Genomic DNA, 26,679 nt, shown 5'->3' on the forward strand with positions numbered 1-26,679 from the left:
GATCCCATGAAGCGTATTGGCATCGATGTCGGCGGCACCAACACGGACGCCGTGCTGATCGTCGACGAGAAGGTCGTCCATTCCGTCAAGCGTCCGACCACCGCCGACGTGACCTCGGGCATCCTCGACGCCCTCAAGGCGCTGCGCGCCGAGCCCGCCGCCGCGGTGAAGGTCGATGCGGTCGTGATCGGCACCACGCACTTCATCAATGCAGTGGTACAGCGCCGCCATGTGCAGAAGATCGGCGCGATCCGCATCGGCATGCCGGCAAGCGCCTCGCTGCCGCCGTTCTGCGACTGGCCGACGGATCTGGCCAGCCTCGTCAACGGCGAGATCTTCATGCTGGAGGGCGGCCACGATTACGACGGCCGCCCGTTCATGCCGCTCGACACCGCCAGGCTGAAGGAGGCCGCGCGAAAAATCAGGGCCAAGGGCCTGCGCTCGGTCGCGGTGTGCTCGAGCTTCTCGCCGCTCGATCCCTCCTGCGAGACGACAGCGCGCGAAATCCTCGCGGAGATCTGTCCCGACGTCGCGGTGACGCTGTCGCACGATCTCGGCCGCATCGGTCTTCTGGAGCGCGAGAATGCCGCGCTGCTCAATGCCTCCCTGCACGATCTCGCGGTCACCACGGTTGCGGCCTTCCGCAAGGCGATCGCCGACAGCGGCATCGACGCGCCGCTGTTCCTGACCCAGAACGACGGCACGGTGATGCAGGCCGAGATCGCCACTGCCTTCCCGGTGATGAGCTTTGCCTCCGGCGCCACCAATTCGATGCGCGGCGCCGCCCATCTGTCCGGCCTCGACGACGCCATGGTCGTGGATGTCGGCGGCACCACAAGCGACATCGGCCAGCTTCGTCACGGCTTTCCGCGCGAGGCCAATGCCGTGGTCGAGGTCGGCGGCGTCCGCACGCTGTTCCGGATGCCCGACCTGCTCTCGATCGGGCTCGGCGGCGGCAGCCATGTCGACGAGGACCCGGTTCGCGTCGGCCCGCTCAGCGTCGGCTACCGCCTGACGTCGGATGCTCTGGTGTTCGGCGGCTCGCGCCTCACCGCCACCGACATTGCGGTGGCCGCAGGTCTCATCGACATCGGCGACCGCTCGCGCGTCGCCAAACTGCCAAAGCGCCTGATCGAGGCCGCGCTGCGCGATGCCTGGCGCAAGCTGGAGGAGGACATCGACCGCATGAAGACCGAGGCCGGCGACGTACCGCTGCTCGCGGTCGGCGGCGGCGCCTTCCTGGTGCCGGACCGCCTGCCCGGCATCTCCGAGATCGTGCGCGTACCGCACGGCGACTGCGCCAACGCGGTGGGCGCCGCGATCGCGCAGGTCAGCGGCGAAGCCGACCAGGTGTTCCGCGACCTCAGCCGCGAGGACGCGATCGCAGCCGCGCGCGACATCGCGGCGGACCGCGCGGTGCAGGCAGGTGCGGCACGCGACAGCCTCAAGACCGTCGATGTCGAGGACATGCCGATCGCCTATCTGCCCGGCAACGCGCTGCGCGTGCGTGTCCGTGTCGCCGGCGCGATCGCCGATCCGGATCTGCCGGCGGCGGCGTAGCGGATGCGGGCCGGGAGCCCGGCACGACGACCTCGCGTGTCGGCCTCCACCCCTGTCAAAATAAAACTCGAAAACAACCCCATGCACAGTAAGCGACGTTCGCGTCCCATTCGCAAAGGTTTGGCGTGGGGATTGCAGGCTGTTGATCAACGTGTTTGCAAATCGTTGGCGGGGGGTATGGAGGCGGCAACGACGGAGAATTACGAGGTGCGGCCGAACGACCAGGGCAGGAGCTCGTCGATCCGGGACTGCGGGTGACCGGTTGCGATCGCTTTGAGCGTCGCTTTCATCCAGACGTAGGGCTCCACGCTGTTGATTTTGCAGGTGGCGATGAGCGAAGCTATGCGCGCCCATGAACGACCACCTTCGTCGTGACCAGCAAATAAACTATTTTTACGCGTCAGAGTCAGCGGCCTGATTTGATTTTCGACGGGATTGGTGTCCATCTCAACGCAACCATCGTCGAGAAACAAGGTGAGGCCATCCCAATGGTTCAGGAGATAGGCGATCGCCTTGCCCATCTCGCTGCCCGGCGACAGGCGAGCGGCTTGCTCGCGCAGAAACCTCTCGAGTTCAGCGACGAGCGGCCGTGATCGCTCGTTACGGGTCGTTTGCCGAGCCGGGGCGTCGGCGCCACGGATCTCCTTCTCGATCGCATAGAGTGCGGCGATGCGCGCGAGAACGGCTTCGGCGATGGGTGAGCCGGCTTTCGGAGTCGCTGCGATGATCTTGCGCCTTGAGTGGGACCAACATGCGGCCAGCCGCAGCGGCACGCCGCCTTTGCGCTTGGGCCGTGCGAGCCGATGATAGCCCTGGTATCCGTCGACCTGAAGGATGCCGTCGAAGCCCTCGAGGATGCGCTCAGCATGGTCACCACCGCGTCCTGGCGCGTAGTGGTAGACCACGATTGGTGGATCAGCGCCGCCGTGGCCGCGATCGTCGCGCAGGACAGCCCACAGATAGCCGGTCTTCGTTCGGCCCCGGCCCGGATCGAGCACAGGCGCCCTGGTCTCGTCTATGAACAAGCGGCCCGATTGCTTCATCACGACGCTCATGCGCTCGACCAGCGGCGCGAGGTGGAAGGCGACCGTTCCCATCCAGTCTGCCAGAACGGCGCGATCGATGAAGATGCCATGCCGAGCCAGAACCTGCGACTGACGATAGAGTGGCATGTGCTCGCTGAACTTGGCGACCGCCACCTGCGCCAGCAGCGCCTCGGTGGGGATGCCACCCTCCACGAGATGGGCGGGCGCCGGCGCCTGAGCAACACCGGTGCAGCCCTTTGCGCAGGCGTAGCGCGGTCGCACCGTCTCGATCACACGATACTGGGCGGCCATGACATCGAGACGGCGGGAGCGATCCTCGCCGATCTGGACCATCCGGCCGCAGCCGCAGGGACACTCGAGGTTCTCGGGTTCGATCACCTGCTCGATGCGCGGCAGGTGCGCGGGAAAGGCACGGGCAGCGCGCCTGGTCCGGCGGCTGGACGGCGCCGTGCCGGCGCGGCGCGCACGATCGTCCTGGCGTTCCTGGACTTCGGCGATGGCAATCTCGATGTCCTCGAGAACCAGTTGCATCTGATCGGGATTGAACTTTTCCGAGCGTTTACCGAAACGTGCGCGCTCGTACTCCTTCACGAGCAGTTCGAGGCGTTCGACGCTCTCTTTGGACGCAGCCAGTTCACTCTCGACATGAAGGCGCGCCGAGCATTCATCGTCTGCGCGACGACGCTCGGCTTCAATCATCGCTTCCTGCGCGCGGAAGAGCGCGCGCAAATCGGCGGGCAGCGCTGCAAGACGGGCGGGATCAATGGGGGACGGCGGCACATCCGCAAGCTATCATCCCAAAGCCCCGCGCGAAACAGGTTGTCGGGTCTGAGTCAGTTCGCCGCAGCTGGCGTCGCGACAATCCGTTCGCCCACTCGCTTCCAGTTCAGCCCTGCTATGGCAACTCGATCGCCGTATTGCGGTCTTTGAGGTCCCCGCAAGCCGAACCTCGCAGGCGGCGAGAAGGGAAAAGCCGCAGCGCCTCCGTCGTGCCGCCGCCATCAAGGTAACTGCCCAGCGCAGCCGATGGGAGCATGACGACTCATACCTCAGCCCGCCCGAACTGGCCCGAAGCAGCAAAGCGCCAAGCGTTGCCAAGTAGGATGGCAGTTCGCGATCAGGACGCGCGTTGATATTGGCGACAAACGAGGCGACCGCGTTCTTGAGATCGCGTCGGTCCAGATGATCGAAGGCCCGTTGCTTGCAACGCTCGACATATTTATCGCGCGCCAGCTCAATGAGCAGGGAACGTACCATCGTCTCCCCCAACCGATGACTGTTTTCAATCGTTGGGGAATTGGAACGGACCAGGCTTTTTCCGTCTGTTCGAAAAGCGACAAACGGATCTCTTTTGATCGCAAGTGTGGGAATTGAGATACAGGCCGCTCGTTGATGGCAACGCAGCGGTGCGGCCTGAGCGGCCGGATCGGAGATGAAGCGGATCGTCACCTTCGACAGCTTGATCGCCGAGGCGTTGCGGTAGTCGGCCCATTGTTGAGCGTGATCGAGGAGCCCTTGGCCCAAGCGCCGAGCTGGTACGGCCCTGTCCCGACCGGCTGCGTGACGTTGGTCGCCGCGCCCCTCGCTCGCGACACACCCTCGCGGGACTATTTGCGCAACATTGACCCCGACGACATCGAGACAAACAGCGGGAAGCCGAGAACTTGAAATAAAAAGTGAAAAGAAGAGCGGGGATATTCCTCAAAGCTGACTTGATTTCTCTCTCCGCTCGCTTTCCTGGCGCAACTAATTGATGAGTAAGCAGTGATGACTGATCAGCAATTAGCCCTGGAAGCGATTAGCGACGCGCAACTCATACTGGAAGAATACCTTCAGCCCTGCCCCAAGGATAATGCGCTTATCCTTGAAAAGTTGGTGGAAGTCCTCGAACGGCCTGCCTTGATCGTTGCCGTAAGTCGATTGCAGCAACAGGGCAATTGAGCGCGTCCATGAGCAAACCCCTTCGATCGTTTGCTTTAACCGTTTGCATTGCTGCGCTCTCATTGCTCGAAATGACCAGCGTGCATGCCAAGCAACAATGCAGCACCGCAATGCCGCCAAATCCGCAAGGGCAATGGTGGTCTTATCGTCTCATTGACGGACGAAAATGCTGGTACGCGGGTAAGCCCATGCTGTCGAAAGCATTGCTGGAATGGCCTATGGAGCGGTCCCCCCAACTCGGTGCTCGCGGAGAAGCGACAGGCATTGTCATAGCTAGCAAGCCCGGCAATCCCCTGGATGCACGAGCGTTGGCACTGAAAGAGGGCCCTGACACTTTTGAAGAGCGATGGCGTGCCAGGATCATCTCCAGCTCAAACACAGGGCATGACTGACCGATACTAACGACCTAAGCGATCCTGCATACCGCTTATCGCGGGCGAGGACTTTCGACTGCCTGTTCGCGGCCGTGCGCTTGGTTACATCATGCAATCACGCGCCTGAGTTCGTCCAGAACAACGCCCCTCCGCAACTCGTGCGCAGCAGCCGTCAAATGAGAGCCTACGATCAGACCGAGCCGCCTTAAAGTCAGGAGAGCAACGGGGTCACACAGCTCGATAGAAAGTCCGGCTCCCAAGGTCGCAAGGGCGCGTTGCTCATCCGCGTCGAGATCAGTCCACAAGATGCCTTCCATCAAAGCACCTAAAAATTGTTCCCAAGGGTATCTCAAAACCCAAACGCGTGCCTGATCTGCCGCAGCATGGCCATGGCCGCGTCGGTGTACCGACCGTTGGTTAGGTATCGATCCACTTGCGCTGTGCTAATCAGCGCCACAACTGCCAGAGCTATGGCGGAATCTGGGTGATGACGGTGTGAGGAAGGCGGCGTATCGAGGCGGGTGACGAGCCTGCCAGAACCTCTCGAGGAGAGCGATACGCCATGACCGAGACTACCAATGTTCTTGCTTTCCGTCAGCCGTCCGCGGTTGATGATCCACTGACCGATATCGTTCGAGCCGGCGCGCGGGACCTGCTTGCCAGGGCGATCGAGATCGAGGTTGGCGCGTTTCTGGCCAGCACGGCCAATCTGACGCTGCCCGACGGTCGAGCGCGCCTGGTCCGACATGGGCACGGTCCGGTGCGCGAGATTGCGACCGGCATCGGTCCGGTGGAGGTCGCTCGTCCCAAGGTCCGCGACCGCGGAGCGAGCGGGCCAGGCGACCGCCTCCGCTTCAGTTCGGCAATCCTGCCGCTATGGGCGCGGCGGACGAAGAGCCTGGATGCCTTGATCCCGGTCCTCTATTTGCGCGGCATCTCGACCGGCGACTTCCAGGAGGCGCTCTCGGCGCTGCTCGGCAAGGATGCGCCGAACCTGTCGCCTTCGGTGATCGCCGGCCTGAAGGCCGATTGGCAGGTCGAGTACGAACGCTGGCAGAGACGCGATCTGTCGGCGCGTCGCTATGTCTACATCTGGGCCGATGGCGTGTACCTGCAGGCCCGCATGGAAGATCACAGCGAATGCATGCTGGTGCTGATTGGCACCACGCCGGAAGGCAAGAAGGAGCTGATCGGCTTCCAGGTCGGCGTGCGCGAGAGCGCGCAGAGCTGGCGCGAACTCCTGATCGACCTGCGGCAACGCGGGTTACGGATTGCCCCGCAACTCGCCATCGGCGACGGCGCCCTCGGCTTCTGGAAGGCACTGGACGAGGCCTTTCCCGGCACGCGGCACCAACGATGCTGGTGCCATAAAGTGAGCAACGTACTCGACAAGGTCGCCAAATCCGTGCAGGGCCCCATGAAGAACGACCTGCGGAACATCTATCTGGCCCCACACCGGGCCGAAGCTGAAACCGCGATCGACGTCTTCGTCGAGAAATACCACGTCAAATACGGACGTGCGGTGGAGTGCCTGATCAAGGATCGCCATGCGCTGCTCGCCTTCTTCGACTTCCCTGCTGAGCACTGGATCCACCTACGCAGCTCGAACCCGATCGAGAGCGTCTTCGCCACGGTGCGCCACCGAACGGTGCGGACCAAGGGATCGCTGTCGCAACAAACTGCGAAGCTGATGGTGTTCAAGCTCATCGACGCCGCATCGAAGACCTGGCGGCGATTGAAGAGCACGAACCAGTTGCCGAAAGTCATCGCCGGTGTAAAGTTCATCGACGGAATCGAAGTCATTCCGAACACTGAAAGCCACGCCGCCTGATCAGGCCGCGTCACCCAAAATCAGCCATAGCTCCAACTGCCACCGTAAAGCCCTTAAACATTGGGCCTCTCCTGAAAGAGACCGCCAACCGGGCGTGTCGAAATATCCAACCGTTCTTAGAATACGCTGCCGCGCATGGCGACGAGCTATATGCAAATGGTGACAGTGACGGGTAACCAGTTCCTTAACGAGCGCGATGTCTGGATCGGCGCGCCGTGGGCTGAGGCCAGGGCTCTAGAGACCGCCACCGGATGGTCGGCTTAAAATCGCGCTCTCCGCGAATTCATCTCGCGAGATTCGTGTGCGGAGACAGACCCCTCACCTTGCGAGTCAGTGTCTACCGGCGTCGCCGCCCTCTCCCACAAGGGGAGAGGGCACAGCAACGGGCAGGGCGCGCCTCGAACGACGAGGGTGCCCCCTACTCCCAATACCAGGTCGAGAAATCGTTCTCGTATTGCGGGACGTCCTTCCAGACGCCTTTCAGCTTCTTGGCTGTGATGGTGATGAGCTGCGGCTGGTACATGTAGGCGGAGACGGCGTCGGTGGCCAGCATGCGCTGGGCGTCGCCGAGCAGCTTGGCGCGGGCGGCCTCGTCGGGCGTGGACACGATCTGCTTGTAGAGCGCGTTGAACGCCTCGTTGTTGTAGCCGAGATAGTAGTCCGGCTCGGTGATCTTCACGAGGTCGAACGGCTCAACATGGCTGACGATGGTGAGGTCGAAATTGTGCGGACCATTGCCGGCGAATACCTGCGACAGCCATTGCGCCCATTCGACGTTCTCGATCTTGGCGATGATGCCGACCTTGGCGAGCTGGGCTGCGACGATCTCGCCGCCCTGCCGCGCATAGGACGGCGGCGGCAGCTTCAGCGACAATTCGAGCGGCGTGGTGACGCCGGCCTCGGCGAGCAGCTTCTTGGCCTTCTCGGGGTCGTAGGGGTTGATGCCTGTCGTGTCGACATAGCCGAGCGATCCCGGCACGTAGAAGCTGCCGATCGGCGTGCCGAAGCCGTCGACGGCACCGTCGATCATGGCCTTGCGGTCGATCGCGGCGAGGATGGCGCGGCGGACGCGGACGTCATCGAGCGGCTTCTTGCGCTCGTTGATCGCGACGATGGTCTTGGCCTTGGAGCCGCCGACCAGAACCGTGAAACGCGGATCGGCCTTGAACTGGGCAATGGTGCGCTGGGCCGCGACGCGCGGGAAGGCATCGACGTCGCCGGAGAGCAGCGCCGCGGTTTGCGCCGCCGGATCGGAGATGAAGCGGATCGTCACCTTCGACAGCTTGATCGCCGCGGCGTTGCGATAGTCGGCCCATTTGGTCAGGGTCATCGAGGAACCCTTGGCCCAGGCGCCGAGCTGATACGGCCCGGTGCCGACCGGCTGCGTGACATTGGTCGGCGCGCTCTTCGGCTCGACGATCGAGCCGCTCGCCTGCCCCAGCAGGAACGGCAGGTTCGGCTCGGAATTCTTCAGGGTGATCACGACCGTGTCGGCGTCGGGCGCGGCAACGGACTCGAAGCTCTGGAACAGGCTCTTGTCCTTGTTGGTGCTGGTCGGCACCGCGTTGCGCTCGAACGAGAACTTCACCGCGGCGGAGTCGAACGGCTCGCCGTTGTGGAACTTGACGCCCTTGCGCAGCTTGAAGGTGTAGGTCTTCAGGTCGGGCGAAGCGGTCCAGCTCTCCGCCAGCAGCGGCGAGGTGGTGCCGTCCTCGTTGATCTTGGTCAGGGTCTCGTAGATGTTGTAGAGCGCGACTTCGGCGATTGCGGCAGCGGCCGCGTTGGTGGGATCGAGACCCGGCGGCTCCAGCGCCATCGCCATGACGACGCTGTCCTTCTTGCTTTGTGCCAGCACCGGCAGCGGCGCCGCGACAAACGCGGCAGTGAGTGCGACGATGGATAGTTTCCTGAACATGCGTAACTCCCCTGCCTTCTCAATTCCCAGTCTACGCCAATCCTGCGCCCGAGACTAACCCTCCGCAGCGGGCGGCGGCAACGCCATCACGGCCTCCGCCTTGTGACAGGCGGCAAGGTGTCCCTCGCCCACCTTGCGTAGCTCAGGCAGGGCCTCGCGGCAATGCTGGTCGGCGAGCGCGCAACGCGCGACATAGGGACACCCCGTGGCGGCCGCCGATTGCGAGGCGATCGCCTGGGCCCCGCGCCGGCGCCGGCCGCCGCCCGCGCGCGCCCGCGGCACGGCATCCAGGAGCGCCCGCGTATAGGGATGGGCGCAGCGCTCGAACAGATCCTCCGGCCGCCCCTGCTCGACGATCCGGCCGAGATACATCACCGCGACCTCATCGCAGAGATAGTCGACGACGGCGAGGTCATGGCTGATCAGGACATAGCTCAGGCCGAACTGGTCCTGAAGGTCCTGCATCAGGTTCAGGACCTGGGCCTGCACGGAAACGTCAAGCGCCGAGACCGGCTCGTCGGCGACGATCAGCTTAGGCTGGGTGATCAGGGCGCGCGCGATCGCGATGCGCTGGCGCTGGCCGCCGGAGAATTCGTGCGGATATTTGTCCATGTCGGCATCGCGCAAGCCGACCTGGCGCAGCACCGCGGCGACGCGTTCCCGGAACGTGGTGCGATCGGCGCCGTCCAGCACGGTCAATGGCTCGGCAACGATGCGCGCGATGGTCTGGCGCGGATCGAGCGAGCCGTAAGGGTCCTGGAACACTATCTGGAAATCGCGACGCGCACGGCGCAGCTCGTCGGCCGGGAGGCGGTTGAGGTCGCGGCCGAGCAGCGCGACCTGCCCCGACGTCGGCCGCTCCAGCGCCATCACGACGCGCGCGAAGGTCGACTTGCCCGAACCGGACTCGCCGACGATGCCGAGGCTCTTGCCGGGCAGGACCTGCACGCTCACGCCGTTGAGCGCGCGCACCTGCCCGGGCGGACGGAACAGGCTCTCGCGCGGCAGCATGTAGCGCTGCTCCAGATCCCTGACGTCGAGAAGAGGCGCGGTGCTCATGCGGACAGGGCTCCGACATTCTCGGCCATCGAGACATCGGTGCGCACGCAGCGCACGACATGACCGGGTCCGACCTCGACCATCGCCGGCAGCGCGGCGCGGCACCGATCGATCACGAGCGGACATCGCGCGGAGAAGGTGCAGCCGGCCGGAAGATCCGCGAGCTCCGGCACGGTGCCCGAGATCGTCTTCAGCCGCGTCCCCTTGCGCGCGCCGAGCTTCGGACGGGCGCGGAACAGGCCTTGCGTATAGGGATGGCCCATGCGGCGGAACACCTCGTCGGTCGGCCCGCTCTCGACCACGGTGCCGCCATACATCACCATCATGCGCTGCACGTTCTCGGCGATGACGCCAAGATCGTGCGAGATCAGGATCATCGACATGCCGCGCTCCTCGACGAGATCGGCGATGAGGTCGAGGATCTGGCCCTGGATGGTGACGTCGAGCGCCGTGGTCGGCTCGTCCGCGATCAACAGGTCGGGCTCGCAGGCGAGCGCCATCGCAATGGTGATGCGCTGGCGCTGGCCACCGGAGAACTGGTGCGGATAGGCATCGACGCGCCGCGCCGGATCGGGCAGCCCGACGCGGTCGAGCAAGGCGATCGTCTCCTTCCGCGCCTGCGACGCCGAGTAGTTCTTGTGACGCCGCAGCGGCTCGGCGACCTGGTGGCCGATCGTGTGCATCGGATTGAGCGCGGTCATCGGCTCCTGGAAGATCATGCTGATGCGGTTGCCGCGCAGGCGGCAGTAATCCGCGTCCGCAAGCCCGGCGAGCTCGCTGCCATCGAGCTTGATGCTGCCGGTGACGACGGCGCTGTCCGGCAACAGGCCCATCAGGGACATCGCGGTCACCGACTTGCCGCAGCCGGATTCGCCGACGAGCCCGAGCGTCTCGCCGCGCTTGAGCGAGAAGCTGACGCCGCGCACGGCCTGCGCAGGCCCGCGGCTGGTGTTGAGACGAACGCCGAGATTATCAACCTCGATCAGCGGCATGGTGGAGCGCTCAGCCATCCTCATCGCTCCCGCGCCAGTCGTGGATCGAGCAGATCGCGCAAGCCGTCGCCGAGGAGATTGAGGCCGAGCACGGCGACCGCGATGGCGGCCCCCGGATAGACCGCGAGCATCGGCGACTGGAACAGCAGGGTCTGCGCATCGTTCAACATGCGGCCCCAGGATGGCTGCGGCGGCTGCGTGCCGAGGCCGAGATAGGATAGTGCGGCTTCCGCGAGAATCGCGAGCGCGAACTGGATCGTCGCCTGCACGATCAGGATCGACAGGATGTTGGGCAGCACGTGCTCGATGGTGATGCGGAATTTTCCCTTCCCCGACGCTCGCGCGGCCAGCACGAATTCGCGCGCCCAGATCGCGTTGGCCGAGCCGCGCGTCAGCCGCGTCAATGTCGGGATCTGGAAGATGCCGATCGCGACGATCGAGGTCACCATGCCCGGCCCTACGACCGCGGCGAGCATGATCGCGGAGAGCACGGCCGGAAAGGCGAAGGTGAAGTCGGAGAAGCGCATGATGATCTCTTCGGTCCAGCCGCGCCGCGCCGAGGCGATCAGGCCGAGACAAACGCCGAAGGTGAGACCTATGCTGACCGCGATGATGCCGACCATGATGGTGGAGCGGGCGCCGGCGAGCAGCAGCGAGACGATGTCGCGGCCGAAGGAATCGGTGCCGAGCCAGTGCGCCGCCGATGGCGGCCGGAGCTTCGAGGCGATGTCGATCTCGTAGGGCGACCAGGGCGTCCAGGGCGTCCAGACCAGCGACAGCAGCGCCGAGGCGAGCACCAGCAGGCTCAGCGCGCCGCCGAGGACAAAGCTGCGATGGCGCAGCGCACGGCGCCAGAACGTGCGCGCGGGCAGCGGACGCGTGGCGACTGCTGCGTCAATCGGGGTGGTCAGCGGCGCGCTCACAGGTCGTGAACCTTGATGCGGGGATCGATGAAGGCATAGAGCACGTCGACCACGAAATTGACGATAACGACCATGGTTGCCAGCAGCATCACGCAATTGCGCACCACGATCAGGTCGCGGTTGGCGATCGACTGGAAGATCAGGCGGCCGAGGCCCGGCAGGTAGAACACGTTCTCGATCACGATTGTGCCGGCGAGCAGGTTGGCGAATTGCAGGCCCATCACCGTCATCACGGGGATCATGGCGTTGCGCAGCACGTGGCGCCACAGCACCTCGCGTTTGCCGAGCCCCTTCGCCCGCGCCGTCCGCACGAAATCCTCGCGCAGCACTTCGAGCACGGCCGAGCGCGTGACGCGGGCGAGGATCGCGGCCTGCACCACCGCGAGCGAGATCGCCGGAAGCAGCAGCGACTTGACCCCCAGCCAGATGCCGTCCTCCCAGCCGGCGAAGCCGCCCGCCGAGAGCCATTGCAGCCGCACCGAGAACAACAGGACCAGCAGGATCGCGAACCAGAAGTTCGGCAGCGCGATGCCGACCTGAGTCAGCGACATCACGCCGACATCGCCGAGCTTGTTGTGGTTGGCGGCGGTGTAGATGCCGGCCGAGAGCGCCAGCGTCACCGTGATCGACATGGCCATGATCGCGAGCGGAATGGTCAGCACCAGCCGCTCCGCGATCAGGCTGGCGACCGGCGTGCCGTAGACATAGGAGTTGCCGAGATCGCCGACGAGCAGGCCCTTGATCCATTGCAGGTAGCGAACCGCCAGCGGCTGGTCGAGCCCGAGCTTGACGGTGAGCGCGCGCACCGCGTCGGCCGAGGCATCGGCGCCCATTAGCATCTGCGCGGCGTTGCCGGGAAGCGCATCCAGCACCAGGAAGATGATCAGCGACGCGCCGACCAGCGTCGCCAGCAAGGTCAAGACACGTCGGAGGACAAATACGCTCATGCGCGCCCGGTTTCAAAGCTCATCCGCGGCACGATCAACATGTCCGGACGGCGGACGCAAGTCCTTTGCGCGCAAGTGCTTTGCTGCATGCGCATGTCGTTATTCCGGCCAGCGGGAGAGAAGATTGGAGGACGCCTCGAACAGCGCGCTCACGCGCAGCAATTCGGCATCAGCCCGGAAGCGGCCGACGAGCTGAAGCCCGATCGGCAGGCCGTCGCGGCCAAAGCCCGAGGGCAGGCTGACGGCGGGATGCCCGGTCATGTTGAACGGCATGGTCCAGGGGAACCAGTGCGGCCGGACGCTGTCGAAATGCCGACCGTCGATCTCGATGGTGCCGAACAAATCCTGCTTGATCGGCAGCGCGGAGCGCGTGAGCGTCGGCATCGCCAGGAAGTGGCCGCGCGCAAGCAGGGATTGCACGCGGCGGAACAGCGCGGTGCGCGCGAACATCGCCTCCTGGTAGTCAACGCCGCTGACCTCGGTGGCAAGCGCGAGCTGCTTGAGGAACGCCTCGCTCAGCTCGTCCTTGTGCTCGGCCGCGAGTTTTGCAAAGCGCGTGCGCCAGACGGTGTGGTTGATGGCGCGCCAGATCGGCTCGATGTCGAAACCCTCGCCGGAGAATTCCTCGAGCTCGGCACCGAGCCCGGCCAGCCGGTCGAGGCTCGCCCTGAAGCTGGCCGCGACCTCGGCGGACACCGGACGGCCCGGCGGCGTCAGGCAGTACAGGATCCTCTGCCCGCGCAGATCGCCGCGCGGGGCGGCGGTGCCAACGAAGTCGGATACGGGAACGCCGATCGACCAGGGATCGCAGGGGTCCTCGCCGGCCATCGCCTGCATCATCAGCGCGGTATCGGCGACGGTGCGCGTCGTCGGCGTGACATAGGTCTGGTTGCCGAACACATCCAGCGCCTGGCTGTGCGGGATGATTCCGTTGCTCTGCTTCAGGCCGACCACGCCGTTGCAGGCGGCGGGGATCCGCGTCGAGCCGCCACCGTCGGTCGCGACCGCGAGCGGCGCGATGCCGCTGGCCACAGCAACCGCCGCGCCGCCGCTGGAGCCGCCGGAGGAGCGGCAGGCATCCCACGCATTGCGGGTGCGGCCGAACAGCGGCGAATCCGTCAGGCACTTGCTGCCGAATTCCGGCGTCGTGGTCTTGCCGATCAGGATCGCACCCTCGCTGCGCAGCCGCGCGACCGCCACCGCGTCCTCAACTGGCACATTGTCCTTGTAGGGAACGGCGCCGAAGGTGGTCTTCACCCCCTTGGTGTTGACGATGTCCTTGACGGTGTAGGGGATGCCATGCAGCAGGCCGAGCGGCTCGCCGGCCATGACCCTGCGCTCGGCGGCGCGCGCGGCCGCCATCGCCTCGTCGCCGCAGATCGTGATGAAGCAGTTCAACTGGGGCTGGAGCGCCTCGGCGCGCGCGAGCACGGCCCGGGTGATCTCGACGGGCGAGATCCGCTTGTCGGCGATGAGGCCGCGCAGTTCGGTTGCGGACAGCAGGCAGGGATCGCCGTTCATCGTCATATCACGCTCCGAAGCCGGCCACCGTTGGCCAAGGCATTAGACAAGCCATTGACAGCCAGAATGACAGTTTTGTTAACTCGCCGTCCAATACGATTTTGGTCGCCAACCCATACGTTTTCGGTATGCCAATGGATCTTCGTCGGCTCCGCTATTTCGTCGCCGTCGCCGAGGCACGCAGCGTCGGCAAGGCCGCCGAGCGGCTGCGCATGGCGCAGCCGCCGCTCTCGGTCCAGATCCGCAAGCTGGAGGCCGAGGTCGGCGCGCCGCTGTTCCGCCGCGGCACCCGCGGCATGGACCTGACCGAGGCGGGCCAGGCGCTGCTGGTGCGCGCCAGCGAGGCGCTGGCGCTGGCGTCCGACGGCATCGAGGCCGCCCGCGCGGTCGCATCGGGCAAGCGCGGGCGGCTGTCGGTCGGCTACATGTTCGTGCTGGCCAATGCGATCCTGCCGCGGCTGATCCCCGAGCTGCGCCGCTCGGTTCCCGGTGTCGACCTCGACTTCGCCGAGCTCAGCGCATCGACACGCGAGGCGCGGGTGCTCGATCGCAGCGTCACGGTCGCGCTGTGCATGCCGGCCATCAACCATCCCGAGATCCAGGTGGCGCGGATCGGTGCACAGCGCTTCATGCTGGCGATGCCGACCAGCTCGCCGCTCGCCCGCCTGGGCTCCGTGCCGATGGCCCGGTTGCACGGACGTCCGCTGATCGCGCTGCCGCATCCGGACCATGGTCCCGCATCGTCCGCCGTGGTCCCCCTGCTGCGCCGGCACCAGGTGGTGATGCCGATCGCGAGCCGCGTGGAGACGGTGCATTCGGCGATGAGCCTGGTGCTGGCGGGCGAAGGCCTCGCGATCCTGCCGGCCTGCGCGCAGCTCGGCGCCCCGCGCGGCATCGTGTTCAGGCCGCTCCGCGATGCCACCGACTCCCTCGACATCGCGGTGTGCTGGCGGCGGGATTCGCAGAGCCCGCTGAACGGAACCTTCATCAAATGCGCCGAGAAGGCCGTCGCGCGGATGTGACGCGGCGCTACGGGCTCCAGGTGATCTCGTGGCTCCAGGGCGGATCGGCGCCCGGGCGGGTGCAGGTGAGACCAGCGCAATTGGCGGCAAAGGACAGCGCGCGGCGGAGCTCGTCGGCATTGATGACTTTCAGCTGCTGCCGCGCCAGACGTCCCTGCTTGTGCAGGGCGAACAGCAGCGCCGCCTGAAAACTATCGCCGGCGCCGATGGTGTCGGCGACCGCGACCTTGGGCGCGGTGACCTCGATCTGCCCTGCTCCCGCGTGCCACGCGATCGCGCCGTTGTTGCCACGGGTGATGACGACGAGGCTCGTGCCCTGCCCGAGCAGCGTGCTCGCGCGCTGTTGATAGGGCTCGTCGCCGAAGAGATAGGCGAAGTCGACGTCCGACATCTTGATGAGATCGGCGCTATGCGCGAACTCGGCCATGCGGGCGAGATAGGCCGGCTTGTCCTTGACGAGGTTGGGGCGGCAGTTCGGATCGAACGAGATGGTCGACGACATCCGCGCGTCCGCGATCAGGGCTTTCGTTTCGGCGGCGCCCGGGTCGTTGACCAGCGTGGTCGAGCCGACATGGAGGACTTCGACCGTATCGAAGGGAATGGACCCGCGCCGGTAGGTCCAGTTCCGTGTCGCCGTCTCGGCATCGTAGAAGGCGTAATGCGACTCGCCCGCGACGATGCGCACGAAAGCGAGCGTGGTCTGGTGATCGCTGCGGGTGGCAAGGCCGAGCTCGACATGCGAGGCGGTTGCGTGATCGGCGATCATGCGGCCGAACAGGTCGGTCGAGATGCCGCCGACGAAGCCGGTCGGTGCGCCCAGCCGCGCCATGCCGATCGCGACGTTGAGGCAGGAGCCGCCGACCGCGGGCATCACCGCCTCGCGTCCGTCGGCATTTCGCGTCGGCACGAAATCGATCAGCGCATCGCCGCAGGATATCAGCATTCGTTTCAACCCCGAATTCAGTCCTTTGCGATGTCGCGCATCGCGGCCCGGCTGCCGCGATCGACCTCGCGCAACAGCTTGTACACGTCGCGCTTGCGGGCGTGGAAGGCGGCCATGTCGGGCGCGGTCGGCTCGCTCTTCCGACCCAGCGCCGACATCTTGGCCATGGTCTCGCCGATCGAGGCACAGGCGCCGCCGGCCACTGCCCCGAGCATCGCGGCGCCGAGCAGCACCGGCTCCCTGGTCTGCGGCAGTGCGACGGTGAGGCCCGTGGTGTCGGCCATGATCTGGCGCACCAGCGGACTGCGGCTGGCGCCGCCGCCCATGATCATGATGCTGGAGCGGACGCCATGCGCGGCAAAGGCCTCGATCACCTCGGCAAGCCCGTAAGCGAGCCCGCAAAGGCCGGCGACGAACAGCCGCTCCATAGAAGCGACATCGATGTCGAGATCGAGGCCCGCGATCACCGCGCGCGTATCGGGGTCAGCGTAAGGCGAGCGGTTGCCGATGAATTCGGGCAGGACGTGGACATCGCGGGCGAGCAGCGCGGCGCGGCTGGCATCACCGGCGCGCGCGATGATGCGGCGCTCGAGGAAGTCGATGAGGTCGAGGCCCTTGTTGCGCGCAGCCGCGCTCGCCTCGGCAAAGCCCGGATGCGATTTGAGGAGATGGTCGATCGCCGCGCCCGCCGCCGACTGCCCGCCCTCGTTCAGCCAGAAGTCCGGCACCATGCCGGAATAATAAGGCCCCCACACGCCCGGCACGAAGCACGGCTCCTTCGTCGTCGCCATGATGCAGGCCGACGTTCCCATGATGTATGCGAGGCGATCGCTGACATCGGTCGTTGCGCCCGAGCCGTCGCGGCCGCCGATCGCGCCGATGCCGCCGGCATGGGCATCGATCAGGGATGCGCCGACCGGCGTACCCGGCGACAGGCCGAGCTCAGCGGCGGCCGTGCGGGTGAGGCCTGCGCCGAGCCGGGTGCCCGGCGCGACGATCTCGGTGCCGATGCGGGCGTATTTCTCGCTGACGAAGTCGGACAGCCCGATGCGCTTGAAGAATTGCGCGCTCCAGCCGCCACCGTCATGGGCGAGCTAGTTCCACTTGCAGGTGACGGTGCAGGTCGAGCGTTGCAGTGAGCCGGTCGCGCGCCAGGTCAGGTAATCTGCCAGATCGAAGAAGTGGCCTGCGGCATCGAAGCTCGCGCGCAGATGGCGCTTCAGCCACAACAGTTTTGGCATCTCCATCTCGGGCGAGATCGAGCCGCCGACATAGCGCAGCACCGCATCCTCGGTCTCGTTGATCAGCCGCGCCTCGGCGGTGGCGCGATGGTCCATCCAGACGATGACGTTGCGCTGCGCCTCGCCTGAGGCGCTGACGGTGAGCGGCTCGCCCTGGCGGTCGAGCACCACGAGGGAACAGGTGGCGTCGAAGCCGATGCCGCCGACGCTGTCGGGCGCAATGGCAGCTTCCGCCATCGCCGCCCGCACGGATTTTGCGCAGGCCTCCCAGATGTCCCGGGATGACTGCTCGACGATATCGCCGGCCTCATGCCAGATCCTGATCGGGTGCCGCGCCGTCGCCAGCAGCGTGCCGGCCTCGTCGAACACCCCTGCCCGCGTGCTGGTGGTCCCCACGTCGACGCCGATATACGCTCGCGGCATTGTCGCTCCCGGTCGCTCTCGTCAGTTTTGACGGTAAGCCTACCAGCAAGTGTAGCCGCCATCCACCAGCACGATGCTGCCGGTCATCAGGCTCGCGGCTTCCGAGGAGAGGAACAGCACGACGGAGGCGATCTCCTCGACCTGCCCCATCCGCGCCATCGGGGTTCCGCCGATCCAGGCGTCGTACATTTTGGGATTGCTCTTCACGAAGGCGTTGAGCGGCGTCTCGATATAGGTCGGCGCCACCGCGTTGACGCGGATGCCGCGCGCGCCCCATTCGGCGGCGAGCGACTTGGTCAGATGGTGCACGCCGGCCTTCGACGCATTGTAGAAGCACTGCTCCTGCGGCTTGTTGACGATGAAGCCGGACATCGAGCCCACATTGACGATGGCGCCGCTTTGCGCCTTCAGCATGTGCTTGCCGAACTCGCGGCAGCACCAGAAGGTGCCGTTGAGGTTGACGTCGATGACGTTGAGCCAGTGCTCGTCGGTCACGGTCTCGGCCGGCGTCTCGCTGCGGGCGATGCCGGCATTGTTGACGAGGATGTCGACCTTGCCGTGGCGGGCGACGAGGTCATTGGCGACCTCGGCGACGCGCCTGGTATCGGTCACGTCCATGATCGCGGTCTCGGCGTCGAACCCCTTGGCTTTCAGGCTGGCCTTGGCGCTGTCGGCGACCTTGCTGTCGCGGTCGCCGATGACGACCCTGGCGCCGGCTTCGGCGAGCGCCTCGGCGCAGGCGAGCCCAATGCCCTGCCCGCCGCCGGTGATGAACGCGGTCTTGCCGTTCAGCTTGAATTTTTCCAGGTACATGTTGGTCTTTCCGTTCTTTGCCGTTTCTTGTCAGCCGCGAAGCGCGTTGCCGCTCGCATCGAAGCGGTGGATCCGCGCGGGGTCCGGCACCAGCGACACGTGATCGCCGGCATGCAGGCTCAATTCGCCGATGTAGCGCGCGGTCAGCATGCCGAGCGGACCGGCATCGACGTAGAGAAAGGTGTCGCTGCCGAGATGCTCGGCGACCGCGATCGTCCCCTGCCAGCCGCCGGCGCCGTCGCGCTCGATCCTGAGGTGCTCCGGCCGCACGCCGATCGTGGCCGCGCCCTGCTGCCTGGCGAGTTCGCCGGTGACGAAGTTCATCTTGGGCGAGCCGATGAAGCCGGCGACGAAGAGATTGGCAGGCTTCTCGTAAAGCTCCAGCGGCGAGCCGTATTGCTCGATCTTGCCGCCGTTGAGCACGACGATCTTGTCGGCCATGGTCATGGCCTCGACCTGGTCATGGGTGACGTAGATCGCGGTGGTGCCGAGCTGCTTCTGGAGCCGCGTCACCTCGATGCGCATCTGTACGCGGAGCGCGGCATCCAGGTTCGACAGCGGCTCGTCGAACAGGAACGCCTTGGGCTCGCGCACGATGGCGCGGCCGATCGCGACGCGCTGGCGCTGGCCGCCGGAGAGCTCGCGCGGTTTGCGGTCGAGATAGGGCCTGAGGTTCAGCGTCGCGGCGGCGGCCTCGACCTTGCGGTTGATCTCGTCCTTGCGCAGGCCCGCCATCTTCAGGCCGAAGCCGATATTGCCGCGCACGCTCATGTGCGGATAGAGCGCGTAGGACTGGAACACCATGGATAACCCGCGCTTGGCGGGCGGCGTGTCGACGACGTTCTTGCCGTCGATCAGGATCTTGCCGCCGGAGACGTCCTCGAGGCCGGCGATCAGCCGCAACAGCGTGGTCTTGCCGCAGCCGGAGGGACCGACGAACACCACGAAGGAGCCGTCGGCAATGTCGAGATCTGCGCCCTTGATGATGTGCACGGGGCCGAAGGATTTCTGCACGTCCTGAAGTGTGATCTGACCCATGATCCGGCAGCCCCTCTACTTCACCGCGCCGAAGGTCAGCCCGCGCACGAGCTGCTTCTGGCTGAACCAACCGAGGACGAGAATGGGCGCGATCGCCAGCGTCGAGGCCGCCGACAGCTTTGCCCAGAACAGCCCTTCCGGGCTCGAATAGGAGGCGATGAACGTGGTGAGCGGCGCGGCGTTCGAGGTCGACAGGTTCAGCGTCCAGAACGCCTCGTTCCAGGCCAGAATCAGATTGAGCAGCAGGGTCGATGCCCCGGGATCGCCATCGGCGTCAGCACGTAGACCAGCTCGCGGCCGATGGTGGCGCCATCCATGCGCGCGGCTTCGAGGATGTCGCGCGGGATCTCCTTGAAATAGGTGAACAGCATCCAGATCACGATCGGCAGATTGCCGAGGCACAGGATGAAGACGAGGCCGATGCGGGAATCGAGCAGGCCGAAGGTCTTGTAGATCAGGTAGATCGGCACCAGCACGCCGACCGGCGGCATCATCTTGGTCGAGAGCATCCAGAGCAGGATGTCCTTGGTGCGCTTGGTCGGCGCGAACGCCATCGACCAGGCCGCCGGGATGGCGATCAAGAGCGCAATGAGCGTCGAGCCGCCCGCGATGATGACCGAGTTCATGGCGTGGTGCAGATAGTCGCTCCGCTCCTGCACGGTCGCGTAATTTTCGGTGGTCCAGTGGAAGAACAGGAAGGACGGCGGAATGGCGAAGGCCTCGAGCTCGGTCTTGAAGCTTGCCAGCACCATCCAGAGGATCGGGAAGAAGATCAGGAAGCCGAAGAACCACGCCCCGATCGTCGAGATCACCACCCGCTGCGTCGTTGCCATCCGCGCCATGATTCAGGCCTCCAAATTGCGGCCGACGATGCGGACGAGGAAGAAGGCGACGACGTTGGCGATCACCACCGCGACGAGGCCACCGGCGGAGGCGCTGCCGACGTCGAACTGGATCAGCGCCTGCGAATAGATCAGGAAGGCGATGTTGGTGGTCTGCAGGCCCGGCCCGCCGCCGGTGGTGACGAAGATCTCGGCGAACACGGTGAGCAGGAAAATGGTCTCGATCAGGATCACCACGGTGATGGGACGCGCCAGATGCGGCAGCGTGATGTAGATGAAGGCCGAGACGGCGCTCGCGCCATCCATTTCGGCGGCCTCCTTCTGCTCCTCGTCGAGCGATTGCAGCGCGGTCAGCAGGATGAGCGTCGCGAACGGCAGCCATTGCCAGGCGACGATCAGGATCACCGCGAACAGCGGCACGTCGTTGAACCAGTCGATCGGCGTCAATCCGAACAGCTTGGCGAGCCAGGCGAACAGCCCGGACACCGGGTGCATCAACAGGTTCTTCCAGACCAGCGCGCTCACCGTCGGCATCACGAAGAACGGCGCGATCACCATCAGGCGCACGATGTTGCGGCCGATCACGGGCTGGTCCATCAGCAACGCCAAGGGAATGCCGAGCAGAATGGTCATGGCCAATACCGAGCCGACCAGCACCAGCGTGTTCTGGAGCGACGCGAGGAAAGCGGGATCGGTGAGGAAGTAGCGGAAGTTTTCCAGCCCGACGAATTCTTCCGAGCCGGGATCGAGCAGGCTGTAGTGCAGCGTCGAGAAATAGATCGTCAGCGCGAGCGGGACGATCATCCAGATGAAGAGCAGCCCGACGGCCGGGGTCAGGAGCGCGCGCGCCAGAAACTGCGTCTGCCGGGTTGCCATCCCTGACTTCTCCGCTTGCCGAAAGAAGGCGGCCATCCATCCGGGGCTGGGCTGGAGGATGGCCGCCAGTTTGAGCTCAGGAGGGAGAGCTCGGGTTCACTTGATGTAGCCGGCGCGCTTCATCTCGCGCTCGGTCACGGATTGCGCGGCGGTGAGCGCGGCATCGACCGTCATGGAGCCCGAAAGCGCCGCCGAGAACTGCTGCCCCACCTGGGTGCCGATGCCCTGGAATTCGGGGATCGCTGCGTATTGCACGCCGACATAGGGCACCGGCTTCACCGTCGGCTTGTTCGGATCGGCGGCGTCGATCGAGGCCAGCGTCAATTTGGCGAAGGGCGCGACCTTCAGGTATTCAGGGTTCTGGTAGAGCGAGGTGCGCGTGCCCGGCGGCACGTTGGCCCAGCCCTCCTTCGAGGCCACGAGTTTCGTGTAGTCCTTGCTCGTTGCCCAGGCGATGAACTTTTCGGCCGCCTCCGCCTTCTTCGAGCCGGCAGGGATCGCGAGATTCCAGGCCCACAGCCAGTTGGCGTTCTTGCCGAGCCCGGTGTTGGGCGCAAGCGCAAAGCCGACCTTGTCGGCGACCTTGGAATCCTTGGGATTGGTGACGAAGGACGCCGCCACCGTCGCATCGATCCACATCGCGCATTTGCCGGCGTTGAACAGTGCCAGGTTCTCGTTGAAGCCGTTGGAGCTCGCGCCGGGAGGGCCGGCGTCCTTCATCAGGTTCACATAGGTCGTGAGCGTCGTCTTCCATTCCGGCGTATTGAACTGCGGCACCCACTTCTCGTCGAACCAGCGCGCACCGTAGGAATTGGCCATCGCGGAGAGGAACGCCATGTTCTCGCCCCAGCCGGCTTTGCCGCGCAGGCAGATGCCGTAGACGCCCGCGTTCTTGTCGGTCAGCTTCTTGGCGGCGTCGATGACGAAATCCCAGGTCGGCTTCTCCGGCATCTTCAGGCCGGCCTTGTCGAACAGGTCGGTGCGGTACATCACCATCGAGCTCTCGCCGTAGAACGGCGCGGCATAAAGCTTGCCGTCGGCAGAGACCGCGTCCTTGATCCTGGGCAGCAGGTCGGCGACGTCGTAATCGGCGCCGAGATTGGCGAGCGGCACCAGCCAGCCCTTCTTGGCCCAGATCGGCACCTCATAGGTGCCGATGGTCAGCACGTCGAACTGGCCGCCCTTGGTGGCGATGTCGGTGGTGACGCGCTGGCGCAGCACGTTCTCCTCCAGCGTCACCCATTTCACGTTGATATCGGGGTTCTTCTTGGTGAATTCACCGGTCAGCCCCTGCATGCGGATCATGTCGCCGTTGTTGACGGTGGCGATCGTCAGGGTGGTTTCGGCCATCGCGGGGATGGCCAGCAGGACGGACGCGCCGCAGACGGCGCCGAGGACGTGTTTCACGGTGACCTCCCTCAAACTCGCGCTTTGAGCATATGCCCACGCGTTGGGCGTATGTTCAACTCACGGACGGAAGATTGTCAAGCAGGCGCGCAGGCGTTTGGGCAACTTCTGAGTGCTGCGATGCGGGAGGGGGCGGGAGGTCGTGCTGCGACGGTAGTTGTTCGGAACGGGCGCCGCGGCCTGCATCACCTCTCCCGCTTGCGGGAGAGGTCGTATCGCATCGAAGATGCGATACGGGTGAGGGTTCTCTCCTCTTGGGGAGCCCCACTGCGGAGACACCCTCTCCCCAGCCCTCTCCCGCAAGCGGGAGAGGGAGCGCAGCTCCGTTGCCGCTACAGCGAACGGCCTACCGCTCCAGGATCGCCCTGGCCGTCGCCTCGTCGGTGATCAGGCCGTTGATCAGGCCCCCGCTCAACGCCGCCGCGATCGCCGGGACCTTGGCCGCGCCGACCGCGGCGCCAATGGTCGTGGTCTTCGCCGGCACTTCCGGCGGGATGCTGGTGAGGCGTTTGTTGGTGCCGGCCTTGAGCAGGCGACCCTTGGCGTCATAGGCCCAGCCGGTGATCTCGCCGATCGCCCCCTGCCGCATCATCTCGAACAGTTCGTCGCGGGTGACGAAGCCGTCGATATGGACCTGCGCCTTCTGGTCCATCTGGCCGATGCCGACGAGGCGCAGATCCGCCTTGGCCGCGACCGCCTTCACCTTGGCGATCGGCTCGATGCGCACCATCCTGTTGCGCTCGTCCTCCGACGACATCAGGAACGGCAGCGGCATCGGGTAGTGCCGCGCCCCGGTGCGGTCGGCGAGCCGCCCGACGGTGTCGTAGAAGCTCGCCGAACCGTCGGCGGAGATGTTGCCGACCAGCGAAACAATCTGGTGATTGGGCCGGTCGATCGGCGTGACGCGCTCGACCGCGGCGCGCACCGCCCGCCCGGTGCCGAGCGCGACGATGACGGGCGTTTCGGAGCGCAGCGTGGAATCGAGCAGGTTGGCGCAGCGCTCGGCAATGCCGGCGGTCGCCTGCGGCGCGGCGGGATCTTCTGGCACCACCTCGCAATGGACGAGATCGAACCGCTCCTTCAGACGCGCCGCCAATTCCATGCAGGCGGCGATGGGATGTTCGAGCCGGAAGGTGATCAGCCGCTCGGCAAGGCAGAGCGAGACCAGCCGCTGCGCCGAGGCGCGCGAGACCTGGAGCATTTTTGCGATCTCGTCCTGGGTGTGGCCGGCAATGAAATAGAGCCAGCCGGCCCGCGCGGCGTCGTCGAGTCTCGACTTGTCGTTCTCGGCGGCCATGCGGGCTCACATCTCCCAGAAATCGCTCATGCGCGCGAAGACCCGATCGGCCCCGGCGGCGGACAATATAGCCCGGCCGTCGCGGGCGCGATAATGGCTGCCGCCGACAAATCCCCATACGGTCATGCCGGCCGCCCTGCCGGCCTGCACACCGCTGACGCTGTCCTCGATCACCAGCGTGCGCGCGGGCTCCGCGCCCATCTGCGCCGCCGCGTGAAGAAAGAGATCCGGCGCCGGCTTGCCGTGCCTGACCATCTGCGCTGTGTAGAGCCGCGCGCCGAAATGCGCCCGAAGGCCGGTGACATCGAGCGAGAGCGAGACACGGTCGATGTCGCTGGACGAGGCCACGCAGAACGGCGCGGCGAGCCCGGAGATCACCGCCCCTACCCCGGGGATCGGCTCGAGCGAAGCAGAGAACGTCTCCAGCACACGCGACTTCAATCGCGGCAGGAAGCCATCCGGCACGACCTGCCCGAGATCACGGTAGTGCTGCTCGATCGCCCTGGTGCTGCGCCCGAGAAACAGCTCGAGCGCCTGCTCCTCGCTGAGCGCGAGGCCGAATTCGGCCAGCACCTCGGACAAGCACCGGCAGCTCAAGAGCTCGCTATCGACGAGCACGCCGTCACAATCGAAGATGATGAGATCGGGTTTTGGCCGGCCTTGGTCCATTCGGACATTCGATCATATACTCATCGCATGAGCAATAGCTCAGGCAAGAACGCGGTGCCGCGGCGTTCCCGCCTCAATGCGCCACCTGCCGGTAGATCGCCGGCAGCGCCGCAGGCAATCGCTTGATGTTGCCGACGATCGCATAGCCGCCGCGCCCGAACAGCGTTGGAAAATAGGATTGCGCGGTCGCGTCGACCGTCACGCCGAAGACGGCGATGCCGAGCCGGCGCGCTTCCTGCACGGACTTCCTGGTGTCCTCGACCGCAAAGCGCCCCTCGTAGTGATCGACGTCGTTCGGCTTGCCGTCGGTGAGGACGAGCAGCAGCTTCTTGCGCTGCGGCTGGCGCGCCAGCTCGGCCGAGGCGTGGCGCACTGCGGCGCCGATCCGCGTATAATAACCGGGCTTGAGCGCGCCGATGCGGCGCTCGACCAGTCCGCTCATCGGTTCGCCGAACGCCTTGATCGTTTCGAGCCGCACCCAGGACCGCCGGCGCGAGGTGAAGGTCAGGATGCTGTGGTGGTCGCCGCAGGCCGACAGCCCGTGTGCGAGCACGAGCAACGCCTCCTTCTCGACGTCGAGCACGCGATAGCCGTCAACCCAGGCATCCGTCGAGAGTGAGACGTCCGCGAGCAGCGTGACGGCGAGATCGTGCCCTTGCGGCCGCATCGCCATGTGGACGCGATCAAGACCCGCGCCATTGCCGCCGGCGCGAAGATCGCACCGCGCGCGCACGAGCGCATCAAGATCGAGATCGTGTCCGTCGGCCTGCGCACGCATCAATTCGTGGCGCGGCCGCAGGATCTCGAAGCGGCGGCGCACCTGGCGGATGTGGCGGCGCATCGTCTCGTCCGGCGTCCAGCTCTCACCTCGCTCGGAGGCCGCGCCGGCGAGCACGCGGCAATGATCGGACAGATAGGAGCTGCTGCGATAATCCCATTCGGGATAGGTCAAATCCGCGTTCAGGCGCGAGGCGTCGAGGGCTTCCGGCGGCAGGTCGAGATCGAATTTGAAGCGGCTCGCCGGCTTGCCGCTGCGGCGGCTGAGCGTGATCTCCTCGAGATCGTCGGCCGCCTTCTGTGCGTCTTCATCATCGCTGTCGTCGGCCGGGCGATCGACATTGACCATCTCGGCCATCGCGAGGATCTTTTCGAAGCGGTTGAGCACGAAGGGATCGCGGCGATTGGCGCCGTCCTCGCGCTCGCGGACGGCGAAACGCTTGCGATTGTCCTGGGCTGCGGGCTCCGCGCCATCAGCGCACTCGTCCTCGCCGGCATGCGCGGGCGACAGCTCGCGCGTCCAGCAATCGCCCCAGAGCGGGCAAGGCAGGATCGAATGATAGCCCGGCGGCGCCTTGTCCGGCAGCGGCTCCGTTCCCATCATCGCCGGCCATAATTTGCCCGCGGGCGCAGGTCCCGCTCCGAGCAGGGCGAGAACGATCTGCTCGATCTCCTGCTCGATGCGCGGCAACGGACGCCGCGGCCGGGCCGCGGCGGTTGCCGCGGCAAGCTGCGCGTAATCGGCGACGAGCCCGGGAAACTGCGTGAGCACAAAGACCGCCGTTTCGGCGGCGCGGCGCAGCACCAGCAGATCGCGCCTGAGCGGATCGGCCTCCACAATCGTCTCGATCGGCGCGACCGCGAACCATGCCGCGAGCCAGCGATAGAGGCATGCGTTGAGCTCGCGGTCGGGAAAGATCGCGATGCGATCGGGCAGGAAGATGGTTGCGGCGTCGCGGCCCGGCTGCTCGAGACGCTCGTCGCCGAGGCCGATGCGTTGCCGCCAGCCGAGCCGGTGCCCGGACTTGCGGGCGCCGGCGCTTGCGATCTGCACGCCGGCCTCGCCACCGAGCGCACGGAACATCACCGCGATCCGGCCTCTCACCTCCGAAAGCGACACCGCGTGATCGGCGTGAACCGGATAGCTCGCGGTGCCACCAACCATCCGGTGCCAGGCACGGCCGACCGTTTCCTCCAGTTCGAGGAAGTCGAGCATGGGCCC

General features: G+C 65.7%; 20 protein-coding genes and 3 pseudogenes. 5 read left to right on the forward strand and 18 right to left on the reverse strand.

Features of this window, described 5'->3' with window-relative positions; all coding sequences use genetic code 11:
* The first annotated feature begins 6 nt into the window (after positions 1-6).
* The gene (locus ACFLEY_RS30195) at positions 7-1,560 is read left to right on the forward strand and encodes a hydantoinase/oxoprolinase N-terminal domain-containing protein (RefSeq protein WP_060911270.1); all 1,554 of its coding nucleotides are present in this window, start codon (positions 7-9) and stop codon (positions 1,558-1,560) included.
* Positions 1,561-1,760: 200 nt separating this feature from the next.
* Here ACFLEY_RS30195 and tnpC read toward each other — a convergent pair whose 3' ends face one another.
* Positions 1,761-3,305, reverse strand: coding sequence for an IS66 family transposase (tnpC, locus tag ACFLEY_RS30200; protein ID WP_224517700.1), 1,545 nt, complete (start codon positions 3,303-3,305; stop codon positions 1,761-1,763).
* Between the two features lie 702 nt (positions 3,306-4,007).
* Positions 4,008-4,189, reverse strand: a pseudogene (locus tag ACFLEY_RS30205) (ABC transporter substrate-binding protein); the annotation flags it as partial.
* Between the two features lie 184 nt (positions 4,190-4,373).
* On the opposite strand from ACFLEY_RS30205, the gene ACFLEY_RS30210 reads away from it, so the two are divergent.
* The 3 genes from ACFLEY_RS30210 to ACFLEY_RS30220 all read left to right on the forward strand — a co-directional run bounded on the left by ACFLEY_RS30210 (position 4,374) and on the right by ACFLEY_RS30220 (position 6,752).
* The gene (locus tag ACFLEY_RS30210) at positions 4,374-4,547 is read left to right on the forward strand and encodes a hypothetical protein (protein WP_165448148.1); all 174 of its coding nucleotides are present in this window, start codon (positions 4,374-4,376) and stop codon (positions 4,545-4,547) included.
* An 8-nt stretch (positions 4,548-4,555) separates the two neighbouring features.
* Complete coding sequence (locus ACFLEY_RS30215; protein WP_231166669.1) at positions 4,556-4,939, forward strand: hypothetical protein; 384 nt, start codon at positions 4,556-4,558, stop codon at positions 4,937-4,939.
* A gap of 544 nt (positions 4,940-5,483) precedes the next feature.
* Complete coding sequence (locus ACFLEY_RS30220; RefSeq protein ID WP_038952271.1) at positions 5,484-6,752, forward strand: IS256 family transposase; 1,269 nt, start codon at positions 5,484-5,486, stop codon at positions 6,750-6,752.
* 418 nt (positions 6,753-7,170) lie between these two features.
* On the opposite strand, the gene ACFLEY_RS30225 is transcribed toward ACFLEY_RS30220, so the two are convergent.
* The 6 genes from ACFLEY_RS30225 to ACFLEY_RS30250 all read right to left on the reverse strand — a co-directional run bounded on the left by ACFLEY_RS30225 (position 7,171) and on the right by ACFLEY_RS30250 (position 14,109).
* Positions 7,171-8,667 carry an ABC transporter substrate-binding protein gene (locus ACFLEY_RS30225; protein WP_028172151.1) on the reverse strand — a complete coding sequence of 499 codons (1,497 nt, stop codon included), beginning with the start codon at positions 8,665-8,667 and terminating at the stop codon, positions 7,171-7,173.
* A 54-nt stretch (positions 8,668-8,721) separates the two neighbouring features.
* Entirely contained in the window at positions 8,722-9,726 is a 1,005-nt protein-coding gene (locus ACFLEY_RS30230) for an ABC transporter ATP-binding protein (RefSeq protein WP_060911269.1), read from the reverse strand.
* The gene (locus ACFLEY_RS30235; RefSeq protein WP_028172153.1) at positions 9,723-10,736 is read right to left on the reverse strand and encodes an ABC transporter ATP-binding protein; all 1,014 of its coding nucleotides are present in this window, start codon (positions 10,734-10,736) and stop codon (positions 9,723-9,725) included. The genes ACFLEY_RS30230 and ACFLEY_RS30235 overlap by 4 nt, the downstream gene beginning before the upstream one ends.
* 2 nt (positions 10,737-10,738) lie before the next feature.
* Positions 10,739-11,641: an ABC transporter permease gene (locus ACFLEY_RS30240; RefSeq protein WP_060911268.1), complete on the reverse strand. Its 903-nt coding sequence runs from the start codon at positions 11,639-11,641 to the stop codon at positions 10,739-10,741.
* Positions 11,638-12,588, reverse strand: a complete 951-nt coding sequence (locus tag ACFLEY_RS30245; RefSeq protein WP_028172154.1) for an ABC transporter permease — start codon at positions 12,586-12,588, stop codon at positions 11,638-11,640. The genes ACFLEY_RS30240 and ACFLEY_RS30245 overlap by 4 nt, the downstream gene beginning before the upstream one ends.
* A 99-nt stretch (positions 12,589-12,687) precedes the next feature.
* Positions 12,688-14,109 carry an amidase gene (locus ACFLEY_RS30250; RefSeq protein WP_060913004.1) on the reverse strand — a complete coding sequence of 474 codons (1,422 nt, stop codon included), beginning with the start codon at positions 14,107-14,109 and terminating at the stop codon, positions 12,688-12,690.
* A 134-nt stretch (positions 14,110-14,243) separates the two neighbouring features.
* Here ACFLEY_RS30250 and ACFLEY_RS30255 point away from each other — a divergent pair, with 134 nt between their 5' ends.
* Positions 14,244-15,131, forward strand: a complete 888-nt coding sequence (locus tag ACFLEY_RS30255; RefSeq protein ID WP_060911267.1) for a LysR family transcriptional regulator — start codon at positions 14,244-14,246, stop codon at positions 15,129-15,131.
* Between the two features lie 7 nt (positions 15,132-15,138).
* Here ACFLEY_RS30255 and ACFLEY_RS30260 read toward each other — a convergent pair whose 3' ends face one another.
* The 10 genes and pseudogenes from ACFLEY_RS30260 to ACFLEY_RS30305 all read right to left on the reverse strand — a co-directional run bounded on the left by ACFLEY_RS30260 (position 15,139) and on the right by ACFLEY_RS30305 (position 26,673).
* On the reverse strand, positions 15,139-16,074 hold the full coding sequence (locus ACFLEY_RS30260; protein WP_060911266.1) for a carbohydrate kinase: 936 nt from the start codon (positions 16,072-16,074) through the stop codon (positions 15,139-15,141).
* Between the two features lie 17 nt (positions 16,075-16,091).
* Positions 16,092-17,738, reverse strand: a pseudogene (locus tag ACFLEY_RS30265) (FGGY-family carbohydrate kinase).
* 39 nt (positions 17,739-17,777) lie between these two features.
* Entirely contained in the window at positions 17,778-18,551 is a 774-nt protein-coding gene (locus ACFLEY_RS30270) for an SDR family NAD(P)-dependent oxidoreductase (protein ID WP_060911265.1), read from the reverse strand.
* Positions 18,552-18,581: 30 nt separating this feature from the next.
* Positions 18,582-19,589, reverse strand: coding sequence for an ABC transporter ATP-binding protein (locus ACFLEY_RS30275; RefSeq protein ID WP_060911264.1), 1,008 nt, complete (start codon positions 19,587-19,589; stop codon positions 18,582-18,584).
* Positions 19,590-19,604: 15 nt separating this feature from the next.
* Positions 19,605-20,431 (reverse strand): annotated as a pseudogene (locus tag ACFLEY_RS30280) (carbohydrate ABC transporter permease).
* A gap of 3 nt (positions 20,432-20,434) precedes the next feature.
* Complete coding sequence (locus ACFLEY_RS30285; RefSeq protein ID WP_038966047.1) at positions 20,435-21,307, reverse strand: carbohydrate ABC transporter permease; 873 nt, start codon at positions 21,305-21,307, stop codon at positions 20,435-20,437.
* 96 nt (positions 21,308-21,403) lie between these two features.
* Positions 21,404-22,714, reverse strand: coding sequence for a sugar ABC transporter substrate-binding protein (locus tag ACFLEY_RS30290; protein WP_051000291.1), 1,311 nt, complete (start codon positions 22,712-22,714; stop codon positions 21,404-21,406).
* Between the two features lie 346 nt (positions 22,715-23,060).
* Positions 23,061-24,011, reverse strand: a complete 951-nt coding sequence (locus ACFLEY_RS30295) for a DNA-binding transcriptional regulator (RefSeq protein ID WP_011086003.1) — start codon at positions 24,009-24,011, stop codon at positions 23,061-23,063.
* A 6-nt stretch (positions 24,012-24,017) separates the two neighbouring features.
* Entirely contained in the window at positions 24,018-24,680 is a 663-nt protein-coding gene (locus ACFLEY_RS30300) for an HAD family hydrolase (protein ID WP_028172164.1), read from the reverse strand.
* Positions 24,681-24,753: 73 nt separating this feature from the next.
* Positions 24,754-26,673, reverse strand: coding sequence for a nitric oxide reductase activation protein NorD (locus ACFLEY_RS30305; protein ID WP_060911262.1), 1,920 nt, complete (start codon positions 26,671-26,673; stop codon positions 24,754-24,756).
* Between the last annotated feature and the right edge of the window lie 6 nt (positions 26,674-26,679).

The sequence above is a fragment of the Bradyrhizobium sp. YCK136 genome (genome assembly GCF_044570075.1).
Classification (GTDB): domain Bacteria; phylum Pseudomonadota; class Alphaproteobacteria; order Rhizobiales; family Xanthobacteraceae; genus Bradyrhizobium; species Bradyrhizobium diazoefficiens.